Source organism: Alteribacter lacisalsi (genome assembly GCF_003226345.1).
In the GTDB taxonomy this organism is placed as follows: domain Bacteria; phylum Bacillota; class Bacilli; order Bacillales; family Salisediminibacteriaceae; genus Alteribacter; species Alteribacter lacisalsi.
This window is the reverse complement of record NZ_PDOF01000003.1, coordinates 50,445-76,767: the sequence shown is the minus strand read 5'-3', so window position 1 is coordinate 76,767 and position 26,323 is coordinate 50,445. Positions and strand designations below refer to the sequence as shown.

The following is a 26,323-nucleotide window of genomic DNA, read 5'->3' as shown; positions in this document are numbered from 1 at the left end:
TTCCGGGAATCGAATGATACACAAGAACCGTCCCCATGTTTCTGACTTGCGGTTTCGGGTACTGAGGAATAATGCAAAGTGAGAACCGTCCCCGCTTCAGAAAATCTTCGGGGTGACGACTGTCAGGATGACAGAAGGGCGGTCATGGAGCGGGTTGCGCCAGGTATGAGGTCTTTCGGATGGAAAATGAATCGAGTCCCCTGCCGCCAGTTCGTAATCCTCTCCGTCAATGGTAAAGGCGAGGGCCCCTTCCACCACGTAATGAATTTCTTCACCATTATGCTGAAACATGCGATCGGTTGCACCGGGATCGAGGGTGACGAGCAATGATTCGAGAGAACGGGAAGAAAAATTTCCGCTCAGTCTCGAGTATTTAGCAGGACTGCCTTCAATCCTGAATGACCGTCTTTTATCCTGAAACGATGTATAATTTGTATTTGGTTCCGGTGCAAAAAAGCTTGTGATCGGAACCTCAAGTGCATCTGCAATTTTTTTCAGTGAGCTGATCGCAGGCGAGGAAGAGCCCCGTTCCACCTGGGATAGAAAGCTTATGGAAAGCTCCGTACGTTCACTGAGTTCCTTTAGGGTATATCCTTGTTTTTTTCGCGTATGCCGTATCTGTTTTGCCAATTCTGATTCCGTCATTGCTACACATCCTTATACACTGTCAGCCTGAAAATGGCAGTACCTGTTTATACGTAAAATGAATGAGTGTTCATCCTAACAGTTAATATTTAAAATTGCAAGACTTTTATGACTATAATAAACTGCCTGGGACCAGGTAAAATAAACCAGCCTTCTGCATCTCCTGCAGAAGGCTGGTTTAATAAATAAAGGGAAAGATCCTGAAACGATGCCGGCACCAGTATTCGTATATTTCCCCATAGTGACTCCGAAGATGCTGTTCCTCAAGTCCCATCACATAGTGAAGCGCGCTGCCGAGAAGCGTGAAGGTAACGGCAAGGGAAAGCCAGTGGCCGCTTAAAAGAAGCGAAATCCCCGAAGCGATCAGAAACAGCCCCGCCTGATACGGATGGCGGTGCAGAAGAAATGGTCCGTGACTGTATAAAGGACGAGTACCACCTTTATATCCCCGAATCAGCCAGAGTGTCCAGTAACGGAGAAAAACGCCTGTCAGAAGGAAGAGAAGTCCGCAGGAATCAGCTGCACTCATCGGCTCTCCGGTTTTTGTACCGAGATAATAGGCCGACGCAGCAGACAGAGCAAAAGTGACGGTAATGAGCACCCTTGCCCGCAGATTATTTTTGAACACCTCACTTTTTAAATAGGGACTTTCTCTGAAAATAAACCATTCCGACGCCCAGAATACAAGACCTGTTAAAAAGAGCGCTGTTGTAATAGACATGCCATTAATTTATACAGTTTCGACACTTTTTACTCATACACTGTCAAGCTTCTGTAGGAATAACGTTGTATATGGAAAATAAACAAGGTTATTTGTTGATTTTCATTCTTTAACACACCATAATGTTATATAACAGAATTATCTAAATATTTTATATTTATTAAAAGGGGGCCAGGAGCAACAGAAAGAATCTCAAGTTCAATTGAAAAGTAAAGCGCTTACAAGTGAGGAGTGACAGATTTGTTTATGTTAATCCTTTTTTTCATTATTACAGCCGTAAGTATTTTTATGATGATTCGGAAAAAGCAGGGGCTCTGGCTTACTGTTCCGGTCGCAGCAATGTTTGCCTATGTTGTCATCGAAATTGCAATGGTGCCTGCTCCGTTTGGGGAAACGGTGCGGTTTATTTTCAGCCTCCAGTAAAAACGGCCGAGTAATTGCCGGCCATTAAGAAGGAGTGAGAGCTTTTGGAAAAAATCGATAAAAAGACCGCTGATGCGTACTACAGGGAAAAAAACAAATACATTATTATTTTTCTGTCGATCTGGTTTGTTGTTTCTTTCGGAGTGGTACTGTTTGCCGACTGGCTTCAGTTTGAAATGCCGCTGCTCGGTTTTCCATTCCACTACTGGATGGGGGCTCAGGGATCCATTCTGACATTTATCGTCCTGTTGTTCATCAGTGCCAAAGTAAGTGACAGGATTGATCAGAAATACGGAATCGACGAAGGAGAAAATGAAAAAATCAGCTATGGAAAAACAGCAGACCACTAGGGCGTACTTTACAATACCAGCATAGAATAGACATTCACCATGACCCAGACACCAAACACCTTTGCCTGAACTGGTATAAAGGAGGATGAACGGTTGGGGAATGAACAGTTTTTTGTGTCATTGACATTTATCTTGCTGACGTTTGGACTTTACATTGGAATTGCGATCTACAACAAAGCGAAGCAGACTTCCGATTTTTACGTAGCAAGCCGCGGCGTCCCACCGGTATTTAACGGGATGGCCATCGGGGCAGACTGGATGAGTGCTGCGTCCTTTATCGGGATGGCCGGTACGGTCATGCTGCTCGGGTACGACGGTCTGGCCTATATCATGGGGTGGACGGGCGGATACCTGCTCTTAACATTTTTGCTTGCCCCGCAGCTTCGAAAGTACGGCCGGTATACTGTTCCGGAATTTATTGGAGACCGTTACGGAAGTCACACAGCGCGTGTTATAGCCGCTGTCTGTACGATTATTATCAGTTTTACATATTCGATCGGCCAGCTTTCCGGCTCCGGCGTCGTTATCGGACGCCTGCTGGAAGTGGATGCGGCGGTCGGAACGCTGATCGGCGTCGTCCTGATCGCCTTTTATGCGGCATTCGGAGGTATGAAGGGGATCACATGGACCCAGGTGGCGCAGTATCTCGTCTTGATTATCGCCTACCTGGTTCCGGTTATCTTTATGAGTCTGCAGCTGACAAGCAACCCGGTGCCGTGGATCAGTTACGGGGAAATTGTAACCCGCCTAGGGGAAATCGATGCTGACCTCGGGCTGTCACAGTACTTCGCGCCATTTGACGAAGGTTCGAGATGGCAATTTATGGCCCTTATGTTTACTCTTATGGCAGGTACCGCCGGGCTGCCTCACGTGATTGTCCGGTTCTACACGGTTTCTACCATGAAAGCAGCCAGATGGTCCGGCGCCTGGGCGCTGTTATTTATCGGCCTTCTGTACCTTTCTGCGCCGGCTTATGCGGCTTTCTCCCGTTTTGTCCTCATGACAAACGTGGTCGGACAGCCGATTGATGATCTGCCTGCATGGACCGAAACATGGATCAACACTGGTCTGTTGCAGATTGCCGATTCCAACGGGGACGGTACGCTGCAGTGGAGCGAATTAATGATAAATGCGGATATCGTGGTAATGGCCACTCCTGAAATCGCCAACCTCGGTGTGTTCGTGATTGGTCTGATGGCAGCAGGCGCCATGGCAGCGGCCCTTTCTACTGCAGGGGGACTGATGATTTCAATTTCCTCCTCATTCGCTCACGATATTTACTACCGGGTGCTTCGTCCGCATGCATCCGACCGCAATCGTCTGGCCGTTGGGAGGATCACCATCGTAGCGGCTACCGTTCTGGCCGGTGTAATTGCCCTGAATCCGCCAGGGGTCATTACCCAGATCGTTGCCTGGGCCTTCGGTCTTGCAGCAGGTACCTTCTTCCCGGCACTGCTTCTCGGTGTCTGGTGGAAACGGGCAAACGGCCCAGGGGTTATTGCCGGAATGCTGACGGGACTTGCCGTTACACTGACGTATATTTTTGCGGCTCAGGCAGGCTTCCAGATTGCCGGCATTAATGATACGGGAGCAGGGGTCTTCGGCGCCGCTTCCGCCATCATAGCCATTGTCGTCGTATCGCTACTTACGAAAGCACCATCTCAGAAAATTCAGGAGGAAGTCATCGATCTCCGTTATCCGGAGCAGATGACCTACAAAGACGGAGATGTGTGGATTAATAAGTAAGGATAATTGAAAAAAGCATCCCGCATCGAATGGAGATTCGCGGGATGCTTTTTCTTTGGGAGAATTCCGGAAAAGGGAGTTGATTTTCCGGAATAATCGCTGAAATTTCGGAATTACCTGCACATTTTCCTGAATTGCAACTAAAAATTGTAACTCCCCCTGCTGCAAAAGGAATTTTAAGAAACAGGATTGTTCTGATTATACGGAAACTGTGTGCTGTAGCCCGAAAACTGCTGGTAGGACTGATCAAGCGTCTGCTGATGGACAGCGTCAAACTTATACCAGCCTTTTTCAAACATTACATTGAACAGATTGCGCTGGCAGTCCTGCGTTTCGTTAAAAATCGCCTGCACATCCTTATACAGACCTTCGTGACTCGCTTCGTTAAGGGCAGTACAGTACGAATCGGTCATGTATTTTTCCGTAGCAAGCATATCGTTAATAAAGTCACGGTCATTCATCTGCGGGGTTTTGGGAATTTGTGTTTCCGGATTCGAAATCTTATTCTGATTTCCCTGGTTCACGTTTAATCGCTCCTTTTTTTACTGCTGCATCTGACTGTTCTGGCCCTGCAGATGGGTGAGCAGTTTCTGATAGTGCATATAATGCATACGTCCTGCCTGATCGAGTGCATCTTTAATGTCCTGATTGCTGCACTGCTGGGAAGTCTGGTGGGCTTTTTTCATCGCCATCAGATTCCAGGAAAGCATGTCACAGATGTAAAGATGGTCCTTGCTTGTAACCACTTCCGGAGGCTGTGGCATTACATTTTGCCCCTGCTGGCTCTGCTGCTGTTGCTGCATAATTGTTTCCTCCTGTTCTCTTAGTGAAATTATTCACGGTTTAGTTTCTGCTGTGGCACATTAAATATGCAGAGGTGGTGTGAAAAAAGGACAAACGAGGGGGGAATCTTCAGGGAAGATGAGGCATAGAGTAGAAATAAAGAAAATTTTCTGTCTTTATGGTTGCAGAAGAACCATTTTTTTTATATAGTTGAAATGTAATCGCAAACATAGTGGAAATGAAATGCGAATATTTTTTTAACAAAAAAATGAATGAGTATTCATTCAAAAAATATTGAGGAGGTCCTTCATGATTGGGAAAATCGGTAAAGTTGCGGTGTTAGGCTCCGGCGTAATGGGATCTGGAATCGCCGCCCACCTGGCCAACATCGGTATTCCGTCACTTCTTCTGGACATCGTGCCAAAAAATCTGACGGAAACAGAAGAGAAAAAAGGACTCACACTGGAAGACCGGGCAGTACGGAACCGGCTGGCAGCAGAAGCGGTTGAAAAGCTGAAAAAGCAGAAACCTGCACCTCTTGCCAAAAAAAGCAATGTAGATCTGATTACACCGGGCAACATGGAAGATGACATGAAAAAGCTCGCGGAAGTGGATTGGATTATCGAGGTGGTCGTAGAAAACCTTGATGTGAAAAAGATCGTGTTTGAAAAAGTGGAAGAGTACCGTAAACCGGGTACGATTGTCAGTTCCAATACGTCCGGTATTTCAATCGAAGCGATGGCGGAAGGCCGCTCAGACGATTTCCGGGCTCATTTTCTCGGCACACACTTCTTTAATCCTCCGAGATACCTGAAACTTCTTGAAGTCATTCCAACTAAAGATACGAAACCTGAAATCTTTGAATATATGAAAGTATTTGGTGAGGATATCCTTGGAAAAGGCGTTGTTGAAGCAAAGGATACCCCGAACTTTATCGCGAACCGGATTGGCACATACGGCCTTCTCGTCACGGTACGTGAGATGGTGAAAGGCGGCTACTCGGTTGGGGAAGTGGATTCTGTAACAGGCCCTGCTCTCGGCAGACCGAAAAGTGCCACATTCCGAACCCTTGATGTGGTCGGACTCGATACATTTCTTCACGTAGCAAAAAACGTGTACGATCAGGTTGAAGGGGAAGAAAAAGACGTATTCGACCCGCCTGCTTTTATGAAGGAGATGGCTGATAAGGGGTGGCTCGGAAGCAAGTCAGGCCAGGGATTTTACGTAAAGCAGAAGGGCGCTCAAGGGAGCGAAATCCTCGAGCTTGACTATGAAACGATGGAATACGGTCCGCGTAAAAAACTGAAAGCCGCTTCTGTGCAGCAGAGCAAGCAGGCTAAAGGAAAAGCAGCAAAATTGAAAGCGCTTGTATACGCCGATGACCGCGCAGGAGAGCTCGTATGGAACCTGCTGAAGCCCGTTCTCATTTACTCTGCGGAAAAAGTGCACGAAATCTCGGATAACGTAAAAGCAGTTGACGACGCCATGAAGTGGGGCTTCGGCTGGGAACTCGGTCCTTTTGAAACATGGGATGCGATTGGCGTTGAAAAGTCAGTAGAAAAAATGGAAGCAGACGGAGAAACCGTACCAGGCTGGGTGAAAGAGATGCTCAGTTCGGGAACAACTTCCTTCTATAATGAAGAAGGTTCTTATTACGATCGTGGGGACATGATTGAGCCGGTGATCAACCCGAAAGTCATCAACCTGAAGACGCTAAAAAAAGACGAATCAAACGTAATCATGAAGAATGCAGGAGCAACGCTTATCGATCTCGGTGACGGTGTGGCAAACCTGGAGTTCCACTCACCTAACAATTCCATCGGTCTCGATGTAATGCAGATGATCACCAAGTCCATTGAAGAGGTGGAAAAGAACTACAAAGGCCTTGTCATTAACAACCAGGGCAAAAACTTCTGTGTCGGCGCCAACCTGATGATGATTTTGATGGAAGCGCAGGACATGAACTATCCGGAAATCGACCTGGTGGTTCGTCAGTTCCAGAATACGATGGCCCGAATCCGCTACTCACAAAAACCTGTTGTAGCCGGAACGTTCGGTATGACACTCGGCGGAGGGGCGGAAATTTCCATGCCGGCAGCGAGCATCCAGGCGTCACAGGAAACGTACATGGGTCTTGTGGAAGTTGGCGTCGGCCTGATCCCGGGCGGCGGAGGAAACAAGGAGCTTTACCTGCGCCAGCTTGAACGTCTGCCTGAAGGTGCCCAGATTGACTTGCAGGGAGTGGCCAACCAGGTGTTCGAATCGATCGCCATGGCGAAAGTCGGCACCAGTGCCCAGGAGGCAGCAGAACTTGGCTATATCCGCCCACAGGACGGCATCAGCGTAAACGGCGATCACCTGCTACACGACGCGAAGCAGAAAGTGCTTCACCTTGCTGACGGAGGCTACCAGCCGCCGAAACGCCGGAAGATTCCGGTCGTAGGTGAAACAGGGTACGCTACAATGCTTCAAGGTGCGAAAACCATGCACTTTGGCGGCTATATCAGCGACCACGACCTGAAAATTGCACAAAAGCTCGCTTTTGTTCTCGCAGGCGGACGCGTGCCAAAAGGAACAGAAGTGGATGAACAATATCTGCTTGATCTTGAAAGAGAAGCGTTCGTCAGTCTCGTAGCTGAACCGAAGACGCAGCAGCGCATGCAGCACATGCTCACAAAAGGAAAGCCATTACGCAACTAAAGGAGGGGACAGTCTGTGAGAGAAGCCGTTATTGTTGCAGGTGCACGAACACCTGTGGGAAAAGCAAAAAGAGGCACGCTGGCCCACGTCAGACCGGATGATTTAGGGGCTTTGACAGTAAAGGAAACACTCAAGCGTGCAGGAGATTTTGATCCGAAACGAATTGAAGACGTCATTATGGGATGTGCCATGCCGGAAGCGGAGCAGGGGATGAACATGGCGAGAAACATTGCCGGCCTTGCCGGTCTGCCAGACTCAGTACCGGCGATAACGATCAACCGCTACTGCTCATCCGGACTTCAGAGTATCGCATACGGTGCAGAACGGATTATGCTTGGTCATTCCGAAGCAATTCTTGCCGGTGGTGCTGAATCCATGAGTATGATTCCGATGGGCGGCCACGTGATTGCCCTTAATCCGAATCTTGTTGAAAATGCACCGGAGTACTACATGGGAATGGGCCATACCGCAGAGGAAGTGGCGAAGCGGTTTGAAGTAAGCCGTGAAGACCAGGACGCGTTTGCGGTGGAGAGCCACCGCCGCGCCGCGAAAGCGATCGAAGAAGGAAAATTTGAAGAAGAAATCGTCCCTGTTCCGGTGACGCACCGGAGCGTGGACAGTAAGCATAAGCTTGTGGAAAAAGAAGTCATGTTCACGCAGGACGAAGGTGTCCGCCCGGGTTCCACGGTTGAAGCACTTGCAAAACTGCGCCCGGCATTTAACGTAAAGGGTACGGTCACAGCCGGTAACGCCTCCCAGATGAGTGACGGAGCAGCTTCTGTTCTCGTGATGGACCGGGAAGTTGCGGAAGCGGACGGTCTTACACCGCTCGTTAAATTCCGTTCCTTTGCCGTAGCCGGTGTCGCTCCTGAAGTGATGGGTATCGGGCCGGTTGAAGCGATTCCAAAAGCACTGAAACTGGCAGGACTGCAGCAGTCCGATATCGGCCTGTTCGAACTGAACGAAGCATTCGCTTCCCAGGCGCTTCAGGTAATCAGAACCCTTGGACTCGATCATGACAAGGTGAACGTCAACGGCGGCGGTATTGCTCTTGGCCACCCGCTCGGCTGTTCCGGTACAAAACTTACACTGAGCCTTATTCATGAAATGAAACGCCGCGGCGAGCAGTTCGGTGTCGTCACCATGTGTATCGGCGGCGGCATGGGCGCAGCAGGAGTGTTTGAACTGGTATAAGTTTCGATTGGATTACGCTGCAGGCGGACGCTTTCCGCAGGCATCACTTCAGACTCCTCGGGAAGTGCGCCCTGCGGGGTCTTCAGATGATGCTATTCCCGCAGGAGTCGCCGCCTTTCGCTCCATCCAATTGTTATAGAGCCGGTTAGTCGCTGACAGTCACCAAGTACTATGAATGATCATGTGGTTACGTGCGAAGCTGCACGCCGGAAGCGAGACTCCTGCGGCTGTGGGCTGGCAGGCTGAGACCCCGCAGGCGCAGCCGAGGAGGCTCAGCGCCACCGCCGCGGAAAGCGAGCGGAGGGCGTGAAGCGTAGCTTCTAATTAAACTGACATACAGGACTTTAAATAAAACTAAATTTTACAGGAGGTACGACCATGGCAACAGCTGATAAAACGCTGAAAGGCGGAGGCTTTCTTCTAGAAACAATCGAAGCCGACCGCATGTTCACCCCGGAAGACTTTACTGATGAGCACGTAATGATCGCAAAAACAACCGAGGACTTTGTTGTGAACCAGGTAGTTCCCGAAATTGACAAAATTGAGGAGCACCAATTTGACATCAGCGTGCGCCTGCTGAAAGAAGCCGGTGAACTTGGCCTTCTCGGTGCAGATGTACCTGAAGAGTACGGCGGGATCGGATTGGATAAAATCAGCTCTTCCCTCATCACCGAGAAATTCGCCCTTGCCGGCTCATTCTCTCTTTCCTACGGTGCACACGTAGGGATTGGGTCACTGCCGATCGTATTCTTTGGCTCTGAGGAGCAGAAGAAAAAATATCTGCCGCCGCTTGCAAGTGGTGAACAAATTGCAGCATACGCCCTGACGGAACCGAGCTCAGGATCCGATGCACTGGGTGCGAAAACAACGGCGAAACTCAACGACGCAGGAACGCACTACGTACTGAACGGCGAGAAGCAGTGGATTACGAACGCAGGCTTTGCAGATGTGTTCGTTGTATACGCGAAAATCGACGGTGACAAGTTCTCTGCATTTATCGTCGAGCGCGATTACGACGGCGTTTCAGTAGGACCTGAGGAAAAGAAAATGGGGATCAAAGGATCTTCCACTCGGACGCTCGTTCTGAACGATGCCCTTGTACCGAAGGAAAACGTCCTCGGTGAAATCGGAAAAGGCCATGTTATTGCCTTTAACATTCTGAATGTTGGACGCTATAAGCTCGGTGTTGGCTGTGTGGGCGGAGCGAAGCGCGCCATCGAAGTATCAGCAAAATATGCAAACGAGCGTAAGCAGTTTAAGATTCCGATTTCCAAGTTCACTCTCATTCAGAAAAAGCTTGCTGAAATGGCGGCAAAAACGTACGCAGCGGAAAGTTCCATTTACCGTACAGGCGGTCTGATTGACGACGCGTTTAACGCTCTTTCCGATGAGGAGCAGAAAGAAGGGAACGCCGTCGGAAAAGCGATTGCCGAGTACGCGATTGAATGTTCACTGAACAAAGTATTCGGATCCGAGGTCCTTGATTTCGTTGTGGATGAAGCTGTTCAGATCCACGGCGGATACGGCTTTATGAGCGAGTACGAAGTGGAAACAATGTACCGTAATTCCCGAATCAACAGAATCTTCGAAGGCACAAACGAGATCAACCGGATGCTCGTTCCTGCAACGATCATGCGTAAAGCGATGAAAGGCGAGCTTCCGCTTTTAGAGCAGGCTGCAAACCTTCAGGAAGAGCTCATGATGATGATGCCGCAGGAAGTAGGCGACGAGCCGCTTGAGCAGGAGAAATATATGCTTGAAAACGCAAAGAAAATCTTCATGATGGTAGCCGGAACAGCGGCCCAGAAATACGGTGAAAAGCTTCAGAAAGAGCAGGAGCTGCTTGCCAACATCGCTGACATCGTATCTGATGTTTTCTCCATCGAGTCCTGTGTTCTTCGTACCGAGAAGGCAATTAACAAAAACGGTCTTGAAAAGTCGAACCAGAAGCTTCTTATGACACAGGTGTTTACCCAGGAAGCGGTTAACCGCATCGAGGCAATCGCCAAAGAATCCCTCGTAGCCCTTGAAGAAGGCGACAGCCTTCGTACGATGCTTGCTATCCTGAAAAAGCTTACGCGCCATACACCGGTAAACGTTGTAGCGAAGAAGCGTGAACTGGCTCAGGGAATCATCGAAGCTGAGCGCTACGTTCTGTAATAAAAGAATAAATTCTTCTGTTATCAGATTTGGGGCATTTTCCCCAATGCCCCGAAATTAAAATAATCCTCCTTTCTAAAGGAAGGACATTCTCCTCTCTTACGTAAAGAGTCCCGTATTCCGGGGCTCTTTACATCTGTTTACAGGGAACTCTTTTGACAGGCCGGAAATACTAAACAGGAGAGGAGGATTAAAAGTGAAAAAGCCGAAAAATGAATTCTTGCCGGGGCAGCAGATTGAAGCAGTCGAAGAGTTCTCCAGAGAACTTACTGTGAAAGAAGCTCGTGATGCCGGTGAAGCGATACAGGAAATGTGGGGAATGGGGGCACGTTCCCCTGAGCGTCACCAGTAGAAGTGAAGCGGAGGAGATGCAGTCGTTGCTGCCTCCGCTTCCTGCTTTTCATTCCGCTCTCTTTCCTTCATAATGATATCTGAACCATTCAAGGGAGGCTCGATATTGATGAGTGTGACATTTTACCATTATGCAAAATGCGGGACGTGCAGGAAAGCGAAGAAATGGCTCGATGATCATGAGGTGTCGTACGAGGCGGTGGATATTACCCAGAATCCTCCATCAAAAGAGCAGCTTCGGGACTACTATGAAAAAAGTGGGCTGGAGCTGAAAAAGTTTTTCAACACGAGTGGAAAAAAATACCGTGAGCTCGGTCTGAAGGATAAGGTGAAAACAGCAGACGATGAGGAGCTGCTTGAAATTCTTGCTTCCGACGGAATGCTGATTAAACGGCCGATTGCGACTGATGGTAAAAAAGTGACGGTTGGGTTTAATGAAGGCGCTTTCGAGGAAACGTGGGAAAGGTAATCCTTTTCTTGCCTGCGTGATCGAATGTGTATTATAGTTAAGGCAGATTGGTTTTTTAACCGGCACATACGTACATACTGCTTTTGTGCCAGAAAGCATCATCCATATTAATTTTGGAGGGAAGCACACATGAGTTTACCAAAGGAATTCAAGTATTCAGATGAGCACGAATGGGTTAAAGATGAAGGCGGACGCGTCCGCATCGGGATTACGGATTTCGCCCAGTCAGAGCTGGGTGACATCGTTTTCGTTGAACTGCCTGAAGTCGGCGATGAAGTCGAAGCAAACGAGCCTTTTGGAAGCGTGGAATCTGTTAAAACAGTATCCGAGCTTTATGCTCCTGTAAGCGGGAAAGTGGTTGAAGTAAATGAAAATCTTGAAGATTCCCCTGAATTTGTAAATGAATCACCTTACGAAAAAGCATGGATGATCGTAGTTGAGCCTTCTGATCCGTCAGATCAGGACAAACTCATGACTGCTGAGCAGTATGAGGAAATGATCAGCCAGGAATAGGACGGTCAGACCTTCTCTTTCTAAGGGAAGGTCTTTTTTGGTTTCCGTTTTCTTCTTTTTCCGCCGCGGTTTCCTCATGTATCATTGTAATCGGAAGAGGACACCCTACAAAGTAAATGCTCCGAAAGGGTGGCAGATATGAATCCGACAAATGCAGACAGAACGAAAAGGCGCAATGTAAACAATGTGGAGATCAAGAAAGAAAACGCGACTTTCAACCAGGAATCGTCCTATATTGATGTGACAGACCGGGTAAAGGCGAGACTTGATGATGATGGTTATGTGACCTTTTATTTGGATGAACAGAAACTCGGCCGCCTTAAGGCGACAGGCGTGGAAGAAGAGTTTGCAGAAGAGTTTACCGCGGGTGAGGGTGAGAGATCGAATGATCCTGCAGCCTCGGGAAAAGAGCTGGCAAAATCCTACGTGGACGGATGCGATATGGGCTGGTGCTGAAAAATTATTTAATAAGATAAATGAGGTTGAAGGTCTTCCTGTATTCAGGAAGGCCTTTTTTGTCTGAGTTGATCCAGAGAGTATCGGCCATCATTTGGAGGATATCAACCAACCGTCATATTCCCACACGTGCAAGAATCATGATAAATCGGAAATTTCCCCGGAAAGCCTCTTCTCAAACACAGCCATGTCGACTATATTTATTAGAGACTCGAAATTTTAAAGTGAAGACTGAAGCCGGATTACCGGGTTCGGCGCAGAGGTGTGCATAATGAGTGGAATTGTAACAGAATGGGTGGGGCAGCTGCGCTCCTATAACCGGAATATACGCCTGTTTTTGCTCGCCTCTACCCTGGCGAACATCGGGATGGGCGTCTTTATCATCATTTATAACTACTACATACGTGAACTCGGCTTTGATGACAGTGTAAATGGCCGGGTCATTGCCATGCAGTCGATGGCAACGGCGCTGCTTCTACTGCCTGCCGGTTTACTGAGTGACCGGTTCGGGCGAAAACGGCTCATTCTTCTTGGCGCTGCATTTGCTGCAGCCAGCCTTTTCCTGAGAGCGGTTCTCTCATTGGAAGAGCTTCTTTTGGCAACGGCCTTTATGACCGGTATGTTTATGGCCTTTATTCAGGTATCCTCAATCCCACTGCTTGCTGAGAATTCGACGGAAAAAGAACGGGTTCATCTGTTCAGTCTGAATTTCGCGATCATTATGCTCGCCAATGTCATTGGAAATCTCCTCGGAGGGACGATGAGTGATGTCTTACATCACCTCGCCGGTCTGAGCGGCCTGTGGAGCATACGAATTACCCTTCTCCTCGGGGCCTCGTTTTTCATTGCTTCACTAGTTCCGATTATTAAGATCAGAGAAGACAGAAAACTGAACGAACAAAACAGTCAGGAACGATCGTTCAAAAAACTCTTTACTACGCATAAAACCGGCATCAAAATCATTCTTTTATTTGCCATTGCCCAGCTGATCATTGGATTTGGATCAGGGCTGGTAATCCCTTACCTGAACCTGTACTTCGTTGACAGGTTTGCGGTTTCCCACTCTATGGTCGGCCTGATCCTTTCCGCAGGACAGTTAATGACTGCCTTTGCGTTAATGATTGGACCGGCAGTGGTCAGAAAATACGGCGAAGTGACGGCAGTTGTTATATTGCAACTTGCTTCTATCCCGTTCCTGCTCATCACCGCATTTACGGAAAATATCTGGTTTGCTGTATTCGGCTTTCTTTTCAGGCAGGCACTGATGAACGCCGGAAATCCGATTCAGATGTCTCTAATGATGCGAAGCGTCAACGACAATATAAAAGGGCTTGCCAATTCAGTCGGCCAGGCTGTTTTTCACCTTGGATGGGCCGTGATGGGGCCGGTTTCCACCGGTATTGTACTGGCGTACGGAGCCTACACCGGATATGCTGTCGTTTTTTCCATTACTGGCGGTCTCTATATTATCGGGACGATTTATTTCTTCTTTGTTTTCCGCGAAAAGCCAGACAAGTCGAATAATAAAAAACAATTTTTGTCAGCATAAAAGGTATTTCCATTTTTCTCCCGAATAGACACAACAGGATAGATTAATGAGGCGGTGTGTGATTGTGAAATATCTTCTTACATCATCAATTAAACGTATGAGGAAAACAGAAAACCTCCTGCGGCTGCTGGATGAAACTACACTCGACGTCTGTCTGATCTGCCAGGAGGAACGGTGGCTCTTGTCATTAAACGGTGAAATGATTTCTATTTCACCCTACGAAAATGAAAAAAGTGAAGTAACGATTTCCGGGGAGAACGAGGCGATGGCTGTTCTTTTCCGGGGAGACGATTTTCTGCTGTCACTGCGTAAAAGAGGAGAACTTACTGTAACAGGGAGGCTCAGGCATCTTTTGCTTCTGGAGTCTCTATGGTATCTGAGCAAGGATTTGAAAAGCAGTTAAATCTGTTGACACCTTTAAACACGGCATGCTACTATTCATTACAGTGTTACGGTAAAGTGATAATGACCGGACAGACTTAATTTTATAAAACTCTTATCGAGAGTGGTGGAGGGACTGGCCCGATGAAACCCGGCAACCGCTGACTGTGTAAGTCAGAAGGTGCCAAATCCTGCAAAGCTTAGGCTTTGGAAGATGAGGGAGGTTTCTTCAAAATGCAAACCTTTCTGCTTTCAAAAACGGGCAGAAAGGTTTTTTTATTTGGTCTGAGTATGTTCATTGGAGCACAATCACTTACACATACTATCTGTACGGTCATTATTACTTTATTTACTAATCCCTCTTGAATGGAGGCTTAACGATGATTCGTCTTGATAATCTTCAAAAGCTGTTTCAGACCAGAGATGGTCAGGTCACAGCCGTTGACAATGTAAAACTGACGATCGATAAAGGCGAGATTTTCGGCGTAATCGGATACAGCGGTGCCGGAAAAAGTACGCTGATCCGGATGCTGAATATGCTGGAGAGGCCCACATCAGGCCATGTATCGATTGACGAGAAAGATATGGGTGATCTCTCTAAAAGCGAGCTTCGTCTTGCCCGCCAGGGGATCGGCATGATCTTTCAGCACTTTAATCTTCTCTGGTCCCGTACGGTCAGAGACAATATTGCTTTTCCACTCGAAATTGCAGGTGTACCGAAGCAGAAAAGAAAAGCCCGGGTGGAGGAACTGATCCGGCTCGTTGGTCTCGAAGGCCGCGGTGGCTCCTATCCATCACAGCTGAGCGGTGGTCAGAAGCAGCGTGTCGGAATTGCGAGAGCACTGGCAAACAACCCGGACGTTCTGTTGTGTGACGAGGCGACGTCAGCGCTCGACCCTAAGACGACTGACTCGATTCTGGATCTGCTCGTGGATATTAATAATAAGCTGGGACTGACAATTGTTCTGATTACACATGAAATGCACGTGATTCGAAAGATCTGCCACCGTGTGGCCGTCATGGAGCAGGGAAAGGTTGTGGAAGAAGGACATGTACTTGATGTATTCAGTCATCCACGCGAGGAGATGACAAAGGAATTCGTCAAGCAGGTAACCGAACCTGAAGAAACAGAGCAGGCTCTGGCTCATCTTTTCGGGGAAGAAGGAATTGGCCGGGTACTGCAGCTTACGTTTACAGGCAGTGATGCCAAAAAACATGTGATTACCGATGTCATCCGCAGATTTGACGTAAACGTAAATATTCTTCAAGGAAAAATATCGACCACCCAAAACGGGTCATACGGTTCTTTGTTTATCGGCCTTGACGGTAATGAAGAAGAAATGGACAGAGCTGTTGCCTACATTAAAGAACAGCATGTTGAAGTGGAGGTGATCCACAGTGATTGAACAGATGTTTCCTAACGTGAACTGGGACCGGCTGTGGGATGCCACTATGGAGACAATTTATATGTCAGCTGTTTCGGTGTTTTTCACCTTTATTATCGGTGTTGCGCTCGGTCTTGTTCTCTTTCTGACAGCAAAAAATAATCTTTGGGAGAATAAACCGGTAAACGTGGTAACTGCAGGGTTTGTAAACCTGTTCCGTTCTATCCCATTTATCATCCTGCTTGTATTGCTTATACCGTTTACTACCGCCCTGATCGGGACGATGCTAGGCCCTTCAGCGGCTCTTCCTGCACTTATTTTTGGCGCTGCTCCATTTTATGCACGGATGGTGGAAATCGGGCTCAGGGAAGTGGACAAAGGTGTTATTGAAGCTTCCCGATCAATGGGGGCGACACACAGCCAGATTATTTTCAAAGTGCTGCTCCCAGAATCCATGCCAGCTCTTATATCAGGGATTACCGTTACAGCAATTGCCCTTATCAGTTATACGGCGATGGCCGGTGTAATTGGAGCAGGCGGTCTGGGTGACTTTGCCTACCGTGAAGGTTTTCAGCGTTACAACGATGACGTGACCCTCGCTGCGACGATTGCCATTCTGATTGTCGTATTTATCGTTCAAATCGTCGGTGACCAGCTCACCCGTGTGTTGGACAAGCGTTAAGTCTGGGTGCGGGTAATCCGCTGCAGACCAGCGGCAATTTGTTCAAAAACAACCTGATAATTAATTTCAAAAAGCTGTATTCGGAAAGATTGTTGTTTTATTGCGCTTCAGGCGGAAGCTTTCCGCGGGTAACGCCTCAGCCTCCTTGGGAAAATTCCTGCTTCTTCCTCTGCAAGCATACCTTTGGAGCGATCTGCGTCGAAGCAACTCGCAGCTTATTCGTGAAGCAAACGCTCGCCGCTGGAGTCGCCGCCTTCCGCTCCATCATTCATTTTGATGAAGGCAACATTCGATCCGAACACAGCATTAAAAAAAGGAGTTTGATTAACGATGAAAAAAACATTCACTTTTTCAGCATTTGCTCTTTCAGCAGGAATTCTGGCTGCCTGTGGTGGCGGTAACGGAGACAACGGAGGGGCAGAAGGAGAAGGAGACAACAGCACCCTTGTTGTAGGTGCCACAAACATTCCCCACTCGGAAATCCTGGATTTCGCCGCGCCACTTCTTGAAGAAGAAGGCATTGACCTGCAGATTGAAGTGTTTAACGACTACGTGATGCCAAACCGTGCACTCGCAGCAGGTGAACTTGATGCAAACTACTTCCAGCATGTCCCTTATCTTGAAGATCAGATGGCTTCTAATGAAGATTATGACTTCGTAAACGCAGGCGGCGTGCACATCGAACCGATCGGCGTTTACAGCCAGGAGTATGGCTCTTTAGAAGAACTTCCTGACGGCGCCGAAGTTTTGATGAGTGATGCCCCGTCTGACCACGGCCGTATTCTTCTCATGCTTGAAGAGGAAGGGGTTATTACCCTTGAAGACGGTGCAGGCACAGAAGCCACTCTGGATGATATTGTGGACAACCCGAAGAATCTCGACTTCCAGCCTGATTATGAAGCTGCTCTCCTTCCGACTGCATATGAAAACGGAGAAGGAGATGCTGTACTGATTAACTCCAACTTCGCACTCGAAGCTAATCTTGATCCGAATGAAGATTCCATCGCCATCGAGACGTCCGACCTGGATAACCCGTATGTGAACATTATTACGGTCCGAAGCGGTGACGAAGATAACGAGCAGATTCAGACGCTAGTTGAAATCCTCCGTTCAGAAGAAGTCAGAGACTTTATTGAAGAAGAATACAACGGTGCAGTTGTGCCGGCAGGTGAATAATAACGTAATTCCCAAAACGCTCTCCTTATAACAGGAGGGCGTTTTTTAACTGTTTGGCTCTGTTAAAGCTTAATGTTGATAATTTTCTATCGTTTTTGATTAAAGCGAGCGCGCGACACTCCTGCGGGAACAGCACCGGCTGAAGACCCCGCAGGACGATCCTCCCGAGGAGGCTGAAGCGGTGCCCGCGGAAAGGGAGGGCAGTGAGCGGAAATCAACAACAGACTTTAACAGAGCCAACTGTTTTAATCAATGAGAATCTGCCGGCATAAACCACCGGTCTGTTACAGATACTAACCGGTGTGAAATACCTAGAAGGAGAGATGACCAATGGAACATCAGCAGCAAGACCCGACACTTTCACCGATTCAGCAGGCTTTGCATGACTATAAGGCTGGACACGGGCTATTTAACGAGCAGATGCCGGAAATCGCTGATAAATACGATGCCTTTACAGAAGCGTGTTTCCGTGAAGGGACGCTCACGAAAAAGGAGAAGCAGCTCATTGCACTTGGTATTGGTATTTATGCCCAGGATGAATACTGTATTATTTATCATACGAAAGGATGCCTTGATCAGGGCTGCTCTCAGGAAGAGATTCTTGAAGCCGTAGCTGTTACCGGTGCATTCGGGGGCGGTGCTGCCATGAGCCAGGCGTTTACACTTGTGGAACAGTGCCTCACCGAGCTTGATCAGCAGGCCCATTGAACTAATGATGGTAAAACACTGGAACTCAGATCGTGAGATCCGGTGTTTTTTTGTGCAATCGAGGGTTATTTAAGGTTTGCATGGGGTGAGGGAAGGTGACGTTGAATTTTCAGTCAATTCAGGGCGAGAGCCCTTCTGACCCTCTTTGGTTCACGAACGGAGGCGTGGTAAAATACAATATGTTAAGAAGGTCACAAACAAAAAGATCATATAAAAACAAGTTTAACCGATTCCAAAAGGTGGAAGGGTAAACTTGTCAGATCTTTTGACCAAAAAATTTGAAAGGGTTGATTTGTTATCCATCAGATTCAAATGAATCACACGAGCGAGATGGAAAAAGGAATGCAGCAGGCACACGGAATGAGCTACGCGGAATACGGGAGTAACCTTGATAATGTCATGAAGGTGGAACTCAAGCGTGAGCAGGATCACAAGGCGAGCAACAAATTCGTTAGAGAACATCTTGGTCAGCTGAACACCTGAACATAAATTACCATAGCAAAAAACATAACTGTTTAATTAAAGACCGGTATGCCTGAAGGCATGCCGGTATCTTTTTGTGTCATAGTGAAATCGTATGAACCGTTAATTCGATGGAAAAATACATAAAGCTGTGTCTGATTTGATGAATGAGACGGAAATATGTTTGAATAAAGGACAGGGTGTCGTTTGCCCTTGAACTCACATTGCATTTGATATAATATTGTAATGAGAATAAACTGAGAATGGGTTAACTGTATTCTTAACCACGTTCATCCGTCCATGGTGCGCAAAAGCGCCGACCATGAAAAAAATAAATGGAGGTTAGAGCACATGACTGCACCAAACTTAAAAGTTGAAGATCTTCATGTATCCATTGAAGAAAAAGAGATTTTGAAAGGATTCGGAATTGAAGTGAACGGTGGCGAGATCCACGCGATTATGGGACCAAACGGTACCGGTAAATCCACACTTGCTTCTGCTTTAATGGGACATCCTAAATATGAAGTAACAAGCGGGAAAGCTTCTTTTAATGGAGAAGACCTGTTTGAAATGGAAGTTGACGAGCGCGCCCGCGCCGGACTTTTTCTTGCGATGCAGTATCCGTCTGAAATCAGCGGTGTAACAAACGCAGACTTTATCCGTTCAGCGATCAACTCCGGCCGTGAAGAAGGCGACGAGATTTCCCTGATGAAGTTCATCCGCAAAATGGATGAAAAAATGGGAACGCTTGATATCGACCAGTCGTTCCAGCATCGTTACCTGAACGAAGGGTTTTCCGGCGGTGAGAAGAAGCGGAACGAAATTCTTCAGCTTCTCATGCTTGAACCGAAAATTGCGATTCTGGACGAGATCGACTCCGGTCTTGACATCGACGCGCTTAAAGTCGTAGCACAGGGAATTAACGATATGCGCGGCGAGGACTTCGGCTGCCTGATTATCACCCACTACCAGCGTCTGCTTAACTACATTACACCTGACAAAGTACACGTGATGATGCAGGGACGTATCGTAAAATCCGGCGGACCTGAGCTTGCACAGAAGCTAGAAGAGCAGGGTTACGATTGGATTAAAGAAGAACTGGGCATTGAAGACGAGACTGTAGGGCAAGAATAATAGCGGTTTTTAAGGAGGAGGAAAAGAATATGTCAGTGGACACAAAGCTACCATTTGATCAGGAATATGTGACCAACTTCTCTAAAGACCGCCAGGAGCCTCAGTGGCTCACCAGCCTGCGCCTGTCGTCTTTAGAGCGTGCAGAGGCAATCGACCTGCCGAAGCCGGATAAAACGAATATAACGAAATGGAACTTTACATCTTTCAAACATGAAAAAGCGGAATCAGCGGATACACCATACAGCAATCTGTCTGATAAAGTGAAGGGTCTTGTCGGCAAAGAAGAAAACGCCAACACGATCCTGGTTCAGGAAAACGGTGCGACTGTCTTCTCGCGCACGCAGGAAGATCTGGAGAAACAGGGCGTTATCTTTACTGACCTTCAGACAGCAGTAACCGAACACAGCGATCTCGTTGAAAAGTACTTTATGAAAGAAGCGGTCACTGCCGATGAAAACCGTCTGACGGCTCTTCATGCTGCGCTTGTAAACGGAGGGACGTTTATTTACGTACCGAAGAACGTGGAAGTCAGCGTGCCGCTTCAGGCGATTTATGTTCAGAAAGGCGGAGTCGGCCTTTTTAACCATGTTCTGATTGTAGCTGAAGCGAACAGCTCCGTTACGTACTTTGAAAACTACGCTTCAGAAGACGGAAGCGAAGAAACAGTAGCCAATATCGTTGCGGAAGTATACGCTGCTGACGGCGCGACAGTGAACTTCGGTGCCGTTGACAACCTTGCTGCTGACGTGACAACCTATGTGAACCGCCGCGCTCAGGTAACTGGACGGGATGCGAAAGTATACTGGTCTCTTGGCCAGATGAATGACGGTAACACGGTTTCCGATAACACAACATATCTTGTGGGCGAAGGCTCATATGCTGACTCTAAAACCGTTTCCATCGGCCGCGGAAAGCAGACGCAGAACTTTACAACTCTGATCAAGCATTACGGAAAAAATTCCGATGGTCAGATTCTGAAGCACGGCGTTATGAAGGATGCCGCGACTTCCATCTATAACGGTATTTCCAAAATTGAAAAGGGTGCAACAAAGGCGAACGGCGAGCAGACTGAGCGTGTGCTTATGCTGAGTGAAAAAGCCCGCGGCGACGCCAACCCAATCCTTCTTATTGATGAAGATGACGTTACAGCAGGCCATGCGGCATCTGTCGGTAAAATCGATCCGCTGCAGATGTTCTACCTGATGAGCCGCGGAATTTCCCGTGAGGAAGCGGAACGTCTTATCATCCATGGTTTCCTCGGTCCGGTTGTAAACGAGATTCCAATCGAATCCGTTAAAGAGCAGCTGCTCGAAGTGATCGAAAGGAAAGTATACTAATGGATGTACGCGCGGTCCGTAAACAGTTCCCGATTCTCGATCAGGAAGTTAACGGTCAGCCTCTTGTATACCTTGACAGTGCTGCAACATCCCAGAAGCCTGCGCAGGTGATTGAAGCCCTTGACGACTATTACCGCCGCTATAATTCCAACGTTCACCGTGGTGTTCATACCCTCGGGACGCTGGCAACGGACGGTTATGAAGGCGCCCGTGAAAAGATCCGCAAGTTTATTAATGCCTCTTCCACAGAAGAAGTAATTTACACGCGCGGAACAACTACTGCAATCAATCTTGTTGCACAGAGCTACGGCCGTGCGAACCTCGGACCGGATGACGAGATTGTCATTACACCGATGGAGCACCACAGTAACATTATTCCGTGGCAGCAGCTGGCCAAAGCGACTGGTGCAGCGCTTAAATATCTTGAACTCCGTAAAGACGGCACAATCGATATGGATAAAATAGAAGAAACGATCACAGACCGTACGAAGATCGTTGCTGTAATGCACGTGTCAAATGTGCTCGGAACGATCAACCCCGTTAAGGAACTGGCTGCCGCAGCTCATAAACACGGCGCGGTAATGCTGGTTGACGGTGCCCAGAGTACCCCTCATATGCGGGTTGATGTACAGGATCTGGATTGCGACTTCTTTGCTTTTTCATCCCATAAAATGTGCGGGCCGACAGGAGTCGGGGTACTTTACGGCAAAAAGGCTCTTCTGGAAGCGATGGAACCTGTGGAATTCGGCGGCGAAATGATTGATTTTGTCGGTCTCCAGGATTCTACATGGAAAGAGCTTCCGTGGAAGTTTGAAGGCGGTACACCGATTATTGCCGGCGCGATCGGCCTTGGTGTCGCGATTGATTTCCTTGAAGAAATCGGTCTTGATGACATTGAACAGCACGAGCACGAACTGGCACAGTATGCCATGGAGCAGCTGAAGGAAGTAGACGGCATCACCGTTTATGGACCAAAGCACCGGGCAGGTATCGTGACATTCAATTGTGACGATGTCCATCCCCATGACGTGGCGACAGTCCTTGACGCAGACGGAATTGCTGTCCGGGCCGGTCATCACTGTGCACAGCCCCTAATGAAATGGCTGGACGTATCAGCAACTGCCCGTGCAAGCTTTTACCTGTATAACACGAAAGATGACGTGGATACATTCGTAAAAGGACTAAATAAAACAAAGGAGTACTTCGGAGATGTCTTTGGGTAATAATCTCGATACACTGTATCGTCAAGTGATCATGGATCATTATAAAAACCCGAGAAACCGGGGCGAACTCGATGGGGACACACTCACGGTAAACATGAACAATCCCACTTGCGGAGACCGCATCCAGCTTCAGATGAAGGTGGAAGACGGAAAAATCGCGGATGCTAAGTTTACAGGTGAAGGGTGCTCGATCAGTCTTTCCTCTGCCTCCATGATGACGCAGGCGGTAAAAGGCCTTCCTGTTGATGACGCTCTGAAGCTTTCCGGTATTTTTTCCGATATTATGCTTGGCAAAGACGCCGACTACGGCGATTTTGACCTCGGTGATATCGAAGCCCTCCAGGGAGTTGCGAAATTCCCGGCCAGAATTAAATGCGCCACTTTGGCGTGGAAAGCGATGGAAAAAGGGTTGAAAGAAGAAAACGAATAAGCGTGCTTTGTCCGTCCGGGAAACTGAGTTACCAACAAACCTGCTGCTTAATTCAGCTTCTGGCGTAAGGCGGCGACTCCAGCGGGAAAAGCAAGAGTCGAAGACCCCGCAGGGTGTTTTTCCAGAGGAGGCTGAGGCCTTGCCCGCGGAAAGCGTCCGCCTGAAGCTGATTCAAGTTGATTATAGACACAGTTGAACGCAGCAGTGAGACTCCTGCGGCAGTGGGAGGCTCGCCGGCACCGCCGCGGAAAGCGAGCGAAGGACGTTCAACGAAGCTTATCAGTGAAGTGGATCAGTTCGCCCGGGTAGCCTCACAGCATCATATCGTGTAAAATAGAAACAAAAGACCCGGTCATAAGCACGCTTCCCTTTATGACTGAAGGATTAAGTGTCGGATGTAGGAAGCTGGTCTGTTTTACAGAATCAAAAGGGAGGTAATTTTAGATGGCTAAGAAAATGCCTGAAATCGGAGAATATCAATATGGTTTTTCCGATAAAGACGTATCGATCTTCCGTTCGAAGCGCGGTCTGACAAAAGAGATCGTAGAGGAAATTTCCCGTATGAAAGCTGAGCCTCAGTGGATGCTTGATTTCCGTCTGAAGTCTCTTGAACAGTTTTATAAAATGCCGATGCCTCAGTGGGGCGGCGACCTGAGCGAGCTTAACTTTGACGAAATTACGTATTACGTAAAACCGTCCGAAAAGTCCGAGCGCTCATGGGATGAAGTACCTGAGGAAATTAAGAACACATTTGACAAACTCGGAATTCCGGAAGCAGAGCAGAAATACCTTGCCGGTGTATCCGCGCAGTACGAATCCGAAGTTGTTTATCACAACATGAAAGAAGAACTCACAGAACAGGGAATCCTGTTTAAAGATACGGACACCGCTCTGAAAGAAGATGAGGAAATCTTCCGCAAGCACTTCGGTAAAGTGATTCCGCCATCAGACAACAAGTTTGCGGCGCTGAACTCTGCCGTATGGTCCGGAGGCTCTTTCATCTATGTACCAAAAGGAATTAAAGTGGATACGCCTCTTCAGGCTTACTTCCGTATCAACTCCGAGAACATGGGCCAGTTCGAGCGTACTCTGATCATTGCCGATGAAGACAGCTCTGTCCACTACGTGGAAGGCTGTACGGCTCCGGTTTACACGACGAACTCCCTTCACAGTGCAGTTGTTGAAATTATCGTTAAGAAGAACGCGTACTGCCGTTATACAACGATCCAGAACTGGGCGCCAAACGTATTCAACCTCGTAACGAAGCGTGCGGTGGCTGAAGAAGGTGCCAACATGGAATGGGTTGACGGCAACATCGGTTCCAAGCTGACGATGAAATATCCGGCAGTTGTCATGAAAGGCCGCGGAGCACGCGGAAACATCCTTTCCATTGCGATTGCAGGAAAGGGACAGCACCAGGATGCAGGAGCTAAAGTTCACCACTTGGCACCGGACTGCTCCTCCACGATCGTTTCCAAATCCATCTCCAAGCAGGGTGGTAAAGTAACGTATCGCGGCATCTGTCACTTCGGACGTAAATCTGAAGGATCAAAATCCAAGATCGAGTGTGATACGCTCATCATGGATAACGAGTCCACTTCAGATACGATTCCTTACAACGAAATCCTCAACAATGATATTACGCTTGAGCACGAAGCGACTGTATCGAAAGTTTCCGAAGAGCAGCTCTTCTATCTGATGAGCCGCGGAGTTTCCGAGCAGGAAGCAACGGAAATGATCGTCATGGGCTTCATCGAGCCGTTCACAAAAGAACTTCCAATGGAGTATGCCGTTGAAATGAACCGTCTCATCAAGTTCGAGATGGAAGGTTCCATCGGTTAATCAGACTCTGTTGACGTTCATAAAAGCAAGGCCCGGAGGATTCGTCCCCGGGCCTTTGTGCTGTTGCCTTCCGATTTATTAGTAATAATACGGATATGGCTGATAGTAATAAGGCGGATACGGTGGATAATACGGCTGAGGGTAGTATCCTCCGTATCCCGGTCCGCTGAATAGGGCACTTCCGAGCAGGCCGCCTGCGAGGCCTCCGAGAAACGGACCGCCGAATCCGCCGCCCCAGCCGCCACCGCCCCATCCTGGTCTTGGCCGGCCGCCCCAGCCACCGCCGCCACCCCATCCGGGTCTCCTGCGGTAATGGTCGTCTGAGGAACGTGTATGGTACACCTGATAAGGATGCTGCTGCATAGAAACTTCTCCTCTCCCTTGTAACAGTCCGCCTGCAAAAAGCAGGATGCCAGGACTGTTCAATCATCCTGATGTCCCTGTCTGTCCATGGAAAGGCATGAAGACGAGGCAAAAGGGTATTCACACATCAGCATATGTACTAAAATAGTATTGCGTATAGGCATATAACCAGGCTTTTTATACATATCACTTGAAAATCGGCACGCCTCTTTGACCAACAGAAGGACCGGGGGCGGAATGAAAGGAGCGGACAATGATCAATATCGGATTAACCGGCTGGGGTGACCATGACTCTCTCTATGAAGGGGTAAAGCAGTCTTCAGGTAAACTGGAGATTTACGCCGGACATTTTCCCACCGTGGAAGTTGATGCCTCTTTTTATGCAGTTCAGCCCCTGCGAAACATGGAAAAGTGGACTCGGGAAACACCAGACGCTTTTCGTTTTGTTGTAAAAGCCTATCAGGGGATAACCGGGCACGAGCGGGGAGAAATTCCTTTTGAAACACGGGATGAGATGTTTCAGGCCTTTATTGACTCAGTTAAGCCGATGAAAGAAGCGGGAAAGCTTGCGATGGTTCTCTGCCAGTTTCCGCCCTGGTTTGACTGTAAAAAAGAAAACGTTCAGTACTTAAGAGTCTGCCGGGAGTATCTGAAGGATCTTCCCTGTGCACTTGAGTTCCGCCATCAGTCATGGTACTCGGAGGAATTCCGGTCTCAGACGCTCTCCTTTATCGATAAAGAAAATTGGATTCACAGTATATGTGATGAACCGCAGGCCGGTGCCAGATCCATTCCACTCGTTCCGGATCCTGCCGGTTCAGAAGAGGTTCTTTTCCGTTTTCACGGAAGAAACGAAGCAGGGTGGACAAAACCCGCCAAAGGAGATGAGTGGCGCGAGGTCCGTTACCTGTATGATTATACAAATAATGAGCTTGAGGAACTTGCAGGGCACGTGAAGAGCGTCTCTTCAAAAGTGAAGAAGACGTATGTCCTTTTTAACAATAACTCAGGGGGGCATGCTGCCGGCAACGCAAAGCAGATGATAGACATTCTTGGACTTGATTACCGCGGTCTTGCCCCACGTCAATTGGATTTATTTGACTGAGAAGAACATAAAAACACAGCTGGTGATCAGCAGAA

29 protein-coding genes and 1 riboswitch are annotated in these 26,323 nt (G+C 48.1%); of the genes, 24 read left to right on the top strand and 5 right to left on the bottom strand.

Features of this window, described 5'->3' with window-relative positions:
- Positions 1-96 precede the first annotated feature (96 nt).
- Both CR205_RS15440 and CR205_RS15435 read right to left on the bottom strand, forming a co-directional pair.
- A complete protein-coding gene (locus CR205_RS15440) occupies positions 97-645 on the bottom strand; it encodes a cupin domain-containing protein (RefSeq protein ID WP_110521053.1) in 549 nt (182 codons plus the stop codon).
- Between the two features lie 178 nt (positions 646-823).
- A complete protein-coding gene (locus CR205_RS15435) occupies positions 824-1,366 on the bottom strand; it encodes a methyltransferase family protein (protein WP_110521052.1) in 543 nt (180 codons plus the stop codon).
- Positions 1,367-1,606: 240 nt separating this feature from the next.
- Between CR205_RS15435 and CR205_RS15430 the strand changes: the two genes are divergently transcribed.
- From CR205_RS15430 to CR205_RS15420, 3 genes are all read left to right on the top strand, one after another.
- Entirely contained in the window at positions 1,607-1,789 is a 183-nt protein-coding gene (locus CR205_RS15430) for a hypothetical protein (protein WP_110521051.1), read from the top strand.
- A gap of 44 nt (positions 1,790-1,833) precedes the next feature.
- The gene (locus CR205_RS15425; protein WP_110521050.1) at positions 1,834-2,139 is read left to right on the top strand and encodes a DUF4212 domain-containing protein; all 306 of its coding nucleotides are present in this window, start codon (positions 1,834-1,836) and stop codon (positions 2,137-2,139) included.
- Positions 2,140-2,232: 93 nt separating this feature from the next.
- On the top strand, positions 2,233-3,885 hold the full coding sequence (locus CR205_RS15420; protein ID WP_110521049.1) for a sodium:solute symporter family protein: 1,653 nt from the start codon (positions 2,233-2,235) through the stop codon (positions 3,883-3,885).
- Positions 3,886-4,061: 176 nt separating this feature from the next.
- Here CR205_RS15420 and CR205_RS15415 read toward each other — a convergent pair whose 3' ends face one another.
- Together CR205_RS15415 and CR205_RS15410 are read right to left on the bottom strand one after the other, a co-directional pair.
- Positions 4,062-4,346, bottom strand: a complete 285-nt coding sequence (locus CR205_RS15415) for a spore coat protein (protein WP_110521548.1) — start codon at positions 4,344-4,346, stop codon at positions 4,062-4,064.
- 81 nt (positions 4,347-4,427) lie between these two features.
- Complete coding sequence (locus tag CR205_RS15410) at positions 4,428-4,688, bottom strand: hypothetical protein (RefSeq protein ID WP_110521048.1); 261 nt, start codon at positions 4,686-4,688, stop codon at positions 4,428-4,430.
- Between the two features lie 289 nt (positions 4,689-4,977).
- Between CR205_RS15410 and CR205_RS15405 the strand changes: the two genes are divergently transcribed.
- The 20 genes from CR205_RS15405 to sufB all read left to right on the top strand — a co-directional run bounded on the left by CR205_RS15405 (position 4,978) and on the right by sufB (position 24,820).
- A complete protein-coding gene (locus tag CR205_RS15405) occupies positions 4,978-7,368 on the top strand; it encodes a 3-hydroxyacyl-CoA dehydrogenase/enoyl-CoA hydratase family protein (RefSeq protein ID WP_110521047.1) in 2,391 nt (796 codons plus the stop codon).
- Positions 7,369-7,383: 15 nt separating this feature from the next.
- Positions 7,384-8,562 carry an acetyl-CoA C-acetyltransferase gene (locus CR205_RS15400; RefSeq protein ID WP_110521046.1) on the top strand — a complete coding sequence of 393 codons (1,179 nt, stop codon included), beginning with the start codon at positions 7,384-7,386 and terminating at the stop codon, positions 8,560-8,562.
- A 378-nt stretch (positions 8,563-8,940) separates the two neighbouring features.
- The gene (locus tag CR205_RS15395) at positions 8,941-10,722 is read left to right on the top strand and encodes an acyl-CoA dehydrogenase family protein (RefSeq protein ID WP_110521045.1); all 1,782 of its coding nucleotides are present in this window, start codon (positions 8,941-8,943) and stop codon (positions 10,720-10,722) included.
- Between the two features lie 196 nt (positions 10,723-10,918).
- Positions 10,919-11,074, top strand: a complete 156-nt coding sequence (locus CR205_RS20330; RefSeq protein WP_161524801.1) for a hypothetical protein — start codon at positions 10,919-10,921, stop codon at positions 11,072-11,074.
- A gap of 108 nt (positions 11,075-11,182) precedes the next feature.
- Complete coding sequence (locus CR205_RS15390) at positions 11,183-11,542, top strand: arsenate reductase family protein (protein WP_110521044.1); 360 nt, start codon at positions 11,183-11,185, stop codon at positions 11,540-11,542.
- A 129-nt stretch (positions 11,543-11,671) separates the two neighbouring features.
- The gene (gene gcvH, locus CR205_RS15385; protein WP_110521043.1) at positions 11,672-12,055 is read left to right on the top strand and encodes a glycine cleavage system protein GcvH; all 384 of its coding nucleotides are present in this window, start codon (positions 11,672-11,674) and stop codon (positions 12,053-12,055) included.
- A 138-nt stretch (positions 12,056-12,193) separates the two neighbouring features.
- Positions 12,194-12,511: a DUF2553 family protein gene (locus CR205_RS15380; RefSeq protein WP_110521042.1), complete on the top strand. Its 318-nt coding sequence runs from the start codon at positions 12,194-12,196 to the stop codon at positions 12,509-12,511.
- A 271-nt stretch (positions 12,512-12,782) separates the two neighbouring features.
- Positions 12,783-14,060 carry an MFS transporter gene (locus CR205_RS15375; RefSeq protein ID WP_110521041.1) on the top strand — a complete coding sequence of 426 codons (1,278 nt, stop codon included), beginning with the start codon at positions 12,783-12,785 and terminating at the stop codon, positions 14,058-14,060.
- A gap of 58 nt (positions 14,061-14,118) precedes the next feature.
- Complete coding sequence (locus tag CR205_RS15370; protein WP_110521040.1) at positions 14,119-14,463, top strand: hypothetical protein; 345 nt, start codon at positions 14,119-14,121, stop codon at positions 14,461-14,463.
- 90 nt (positions 14,464-14,553) lie between these two features.
- Positions 14,554-14,662, top strand: a riboswitch (SAM riboswitch).
- 159 nt (positions 14,663-14,821) lie between these two features.
- Positions 14,822-15,847 carry a methionine ABC transporter ATP-binding protein gene (locus CR205_RS15365; protein WP_110521039.1) on the top strand — a complete coding sequence of 342 codons (1,026 nt, stop codon included), beginning with the start codon at positions 14,822-14,824 and terminating at the stop codon, positions 15,845-15,847.
- Positions 15,840-16,508, top strand: coding sequence for a methionine ABC transporter permease (locus CR205_RS15360; protein ID WP_110521038.1), 669 nt, complete (start codon positions 15,840-15,842; stop codon positions 16,506-16,508). The genes CR205_RS15365 and CR205_RS15360 overlap by 8 nt, the downstream gene beginning before the upstream one ends.
- 330 nt (positions 16,509-16,838) lie before the next feature.
- Entirely contained in the window at positions 16,839-17,684 is an 846-nt protein-coding gene (locus tag CR205_RS15355; RefSeq protein WP_110521037.1) for a MetQ/NlpA family ABC transporter substrate-binding protein, read from the top strand.
- Between the two features lie 330 nt (positions 17,685-18,014).
- On the top strand, positions 18,015-18,392 hold the full coding sequence (locus tag CR205_RS15350; protein ID WP_110521036.1) for a carboxymuconolactone decarboxylase family protein: 378 nt from the start codon (positions 18,015-18,017) through the stop codon (positions 18,390-18,392).
- 360 nt (positions 18,393-18,752) lie between these two features.
- Entirely contained in the window at positions 18,753-18,875 is a 123-nt protein-coding gene (locus CR205_RS20740) for a hypothetical protein (protein ID WP_268877438.1), read from the top strand.
- Between the two features lie 330 nt (positions 18,876-19,205).
- The gene (gene sufC, locus CR205_RS15345) at positions 19,206-19,988 is read left to right on the top strand and encodes a Fe-S cluster assembly ATPase SufC (RefSeq protein ID WP_110521035.1); all 783 of its coding nucleotides are present in this window, start codon (positions 19,206-19,208) and stop codon (positions 19,986-19,988) included.
- 29 nt (positions 19,989-20,017) lie between these two features.
- On the top strand, positions 20,018-21,325 hold the full coding sequence (sufD, locus tag CR205_RS15340) for a Fe-S cluster assembly protein SufD (protein WP_110521034.1): 1,308 nt from the start codon (positions 20,018-20,020) through the stop codon (positions 21,323-21,325).
- On the top strand, positions 21,325-22,548 hold the full coding sequence (locus tag CR205_RS15335) for a cysteine desulfurase (RefSeq protein WP_110521033.1): 1,224 nt from the start codon (positions 21,325-21,327) through the stop codon (positions 22,546-22,548). Before sufD ends, CR205_RS15335 begins: the two co-directional genes overlap by 1 nt.
- The gene (gene sufU, locus CR205_RS15330; RefSeq protein ID WP_110521032.1) at positions 22,535-22,978 is read left to right on the top strand and encodes a Fe-S cluster assembly sulfur transfer protein SufU; all 444 of its coding nucleotides are present in this window, start codon (positions 22,535-22,537) and stop codon (positions 22,976-22,978) included. Before CR205_RS15335 ends, sufU begins: the two co-directional genes overlap by 14 nt.
- 176 nt (positions 22,979-23,154) lie before the next feature.
- On the top strand, positions 23,155-23,310 hold the full coding sequence (locus tag CR205_RS20325; protein WP_161524800.1) for a hypothetical protein: 156 nt from the start codon (positions 23,155-23,157) through the stop codon (positions 23,308-23,310).
- A gap of 112 nt (positions 23,311-23,422) precedes the next feature.
- Positions 23,423-24,820, top strand: coding sequence for a Fe-S cluster assembly protein SufB (gene sufB / locus CR205_RS15325; protein WP_110521031.1), 1,398 nt, complete (start codon positions 23,423-23,425; stop codon positions 24,818-24,820).
- A 78-nt stretch (positions 24,821-24,898) separates the two neighbouring features.
- Here the strand turns inward: sufB and CR205_RS15320 are convergent, their stop codons facing one another.
- Positions 24,899-25,183, bottom strand: coding sequence for a hypothetical protein (locus CR205_RS15320; RefSeq protein WP_110521030.1), 285 nt, complete (start codon positions 25,181-25,183; stop codon positions 24,899-24,901).
- 253 nt (positions 25,184-25,436) lie between these two features.
- Here CR205_RS15320 and CR205_RS15315 point away from each other — a divergent pair, with 253 nt between their 5' ends.
- A complete protein-coding gene (locus CR205_RS15315; protein ID WP_110521029.1) occupies positions 25,437-26,288 on the top strand; it encodes a DUF72 domain-containing protein in 852 nt (283 codons plus the stop codon).
- Positions 26,289-26,323 lie beyond the last annotated feature (35 nt).

Excerpts from the sequence above, each read along its gene's own strand:
- CR205_RS15375 (WP_110521041.1), top strand. The coding sequence starts at position 12,783 with ATGAGTGGAATTGTAACAGAATGGGTGGGGCAGCTGCGCTCCTATAAC.
- CR205_RS15390 (WP_110521044.1), top strand. The coding sequence starts at position 11,183 with ATGAGTGTGACATTTTACCATTATGCAAAATGCGGGACGTGCAGGAAA.
- CR205_RS15320 (WP_110521030.1), bottom strand. The coding sequence starts at position 25,183 with ATGCAGCAGCATCCTTATCAGGTGTACCATACACGTTCCTCAGACGAC.
- CR205_RS15315 (WP_110521029.1), top strand. The coding sequence starts at position 25,437 with ATGATCAATATCGGATTAACCGGCTGGGGTGACCATGACTCTCTCTAT.
- sufB (WP_110521031.1), top strand. The coding sequence starts at position 23,423 with ATGGCTAAGAAAATGCCTGAAATCGGAGAATATCAATATGGTTTTTCC.
- CR205_RS15365 (WP_110521039.1), top strand. The coding sequence starts at position 14,822 with ATGATTCGTCTTGATAATCTTCAAAAGCTGTTTCAGACCAGAGATGGT.
- CR205_RS15440 (WP_110521053.1), bottom strand. The coding sequence starts at position 645 with ATGACGGAATCAGAATTGGCAAAACAGATACGGCATACGCGAAAAAAA.
- sufU (WP_110521032.1), top strand. The coding sequence starts at position 22,535 with ATGTCTTTGGGTAATAATCTCGATACACTGTATCGTCAAGTGATCATG.
- CR205_RS15415 (WP_110521548.1), bottom strand. The coding sequence starts at position 4,346 with ATGAATGACCGTGACTTTATTAACGATATGCTTGCTACGGAAAAATAC.
- CR205_RS20740 (WP_268877438.1), top strand. The coding sequence starts at position 18,753 with ATGAGCTACGCGGAATACGGGAGTAACCTTGATAATGTCATGAAGGTG.
- sufD (WP_110521034.1), top strand. The coding sequence starts at position 20,018 with ATGTCAGTGGACACAAAGCTACCATTTGATCAGGAATATGTGACCAAC.
- CR205_RS15395 (WP_110521045.1), top strand. The coding sequence starts at position 8,941 with ATGGCAACAGCTGATAAAACGCTGAAAGGCGGAGGCTTTCTTCTAGAA.
- CR205_RS15335 (WP_110521033.1), top strand. The coding sequence starts at position 21,325 with ATGGATGTACGCGCGGTCCGTAAACAGTTCCCGATTCTCGATCAGGAA.
- sufC (WP_110521035.1), top strand. The coding sequence starts at position 19,206 with ATGACTGCACCAAACTTAAAAGTTGAAGATCTTCATGTATCCATTGAA.
- CR205_RS15435 (WP_110521052.1), bottom strand. The coding sequence starts at position 1,366 with ATGTCTATTACAACAGCGCTCTTTTTAACAGGTCTTGTATTCTGGGCG.
- CR205_RS15350 (WP_110521036.1), top strand. The coding sequence starts at position 18,015 with ATGGAACATCAGCAGCAAGACCCGACACTTTCACCGATTCAGCAGGCT.
- CR205_RS15405 (WP_110521047.1), top strand. The coding sequence starts at position 4,978 with ATGATTGGGAAAATCGGTAAAGTTGCGGTGTTAGGCTCCGGCGTAATG.
- CR205_RS15355 (WP_110521037.1), top strand. The coding sequence starts at position 16,839 with ATGAAAAAAACATTCACTTTTTCAGCATTTGCTCTTTCAGCAGGAATT.
- gcvH (WP_110521043.1), top strand. The coding sequence starts at position 11,672 with ATGAGTTTACCAAAGGAATTCAAGTATTCAGATGAGCACGAATGGGTT.
- CR205_RS15410 (WP_110521048.1), bottom strand. The coding sequence starts at position 4,688 with ATGCAGCAACAGCAGCAGAGCCAGCAGGGGCAAAATGTAATGCCACAG.
- CR205_RS15380 (WP_110521042.1), top strand. The coding sequence starts at position 12,194 with ATGAATCCGACAAATGCAGACAGAACGAAAAGGCGCAATGTAAACAAT.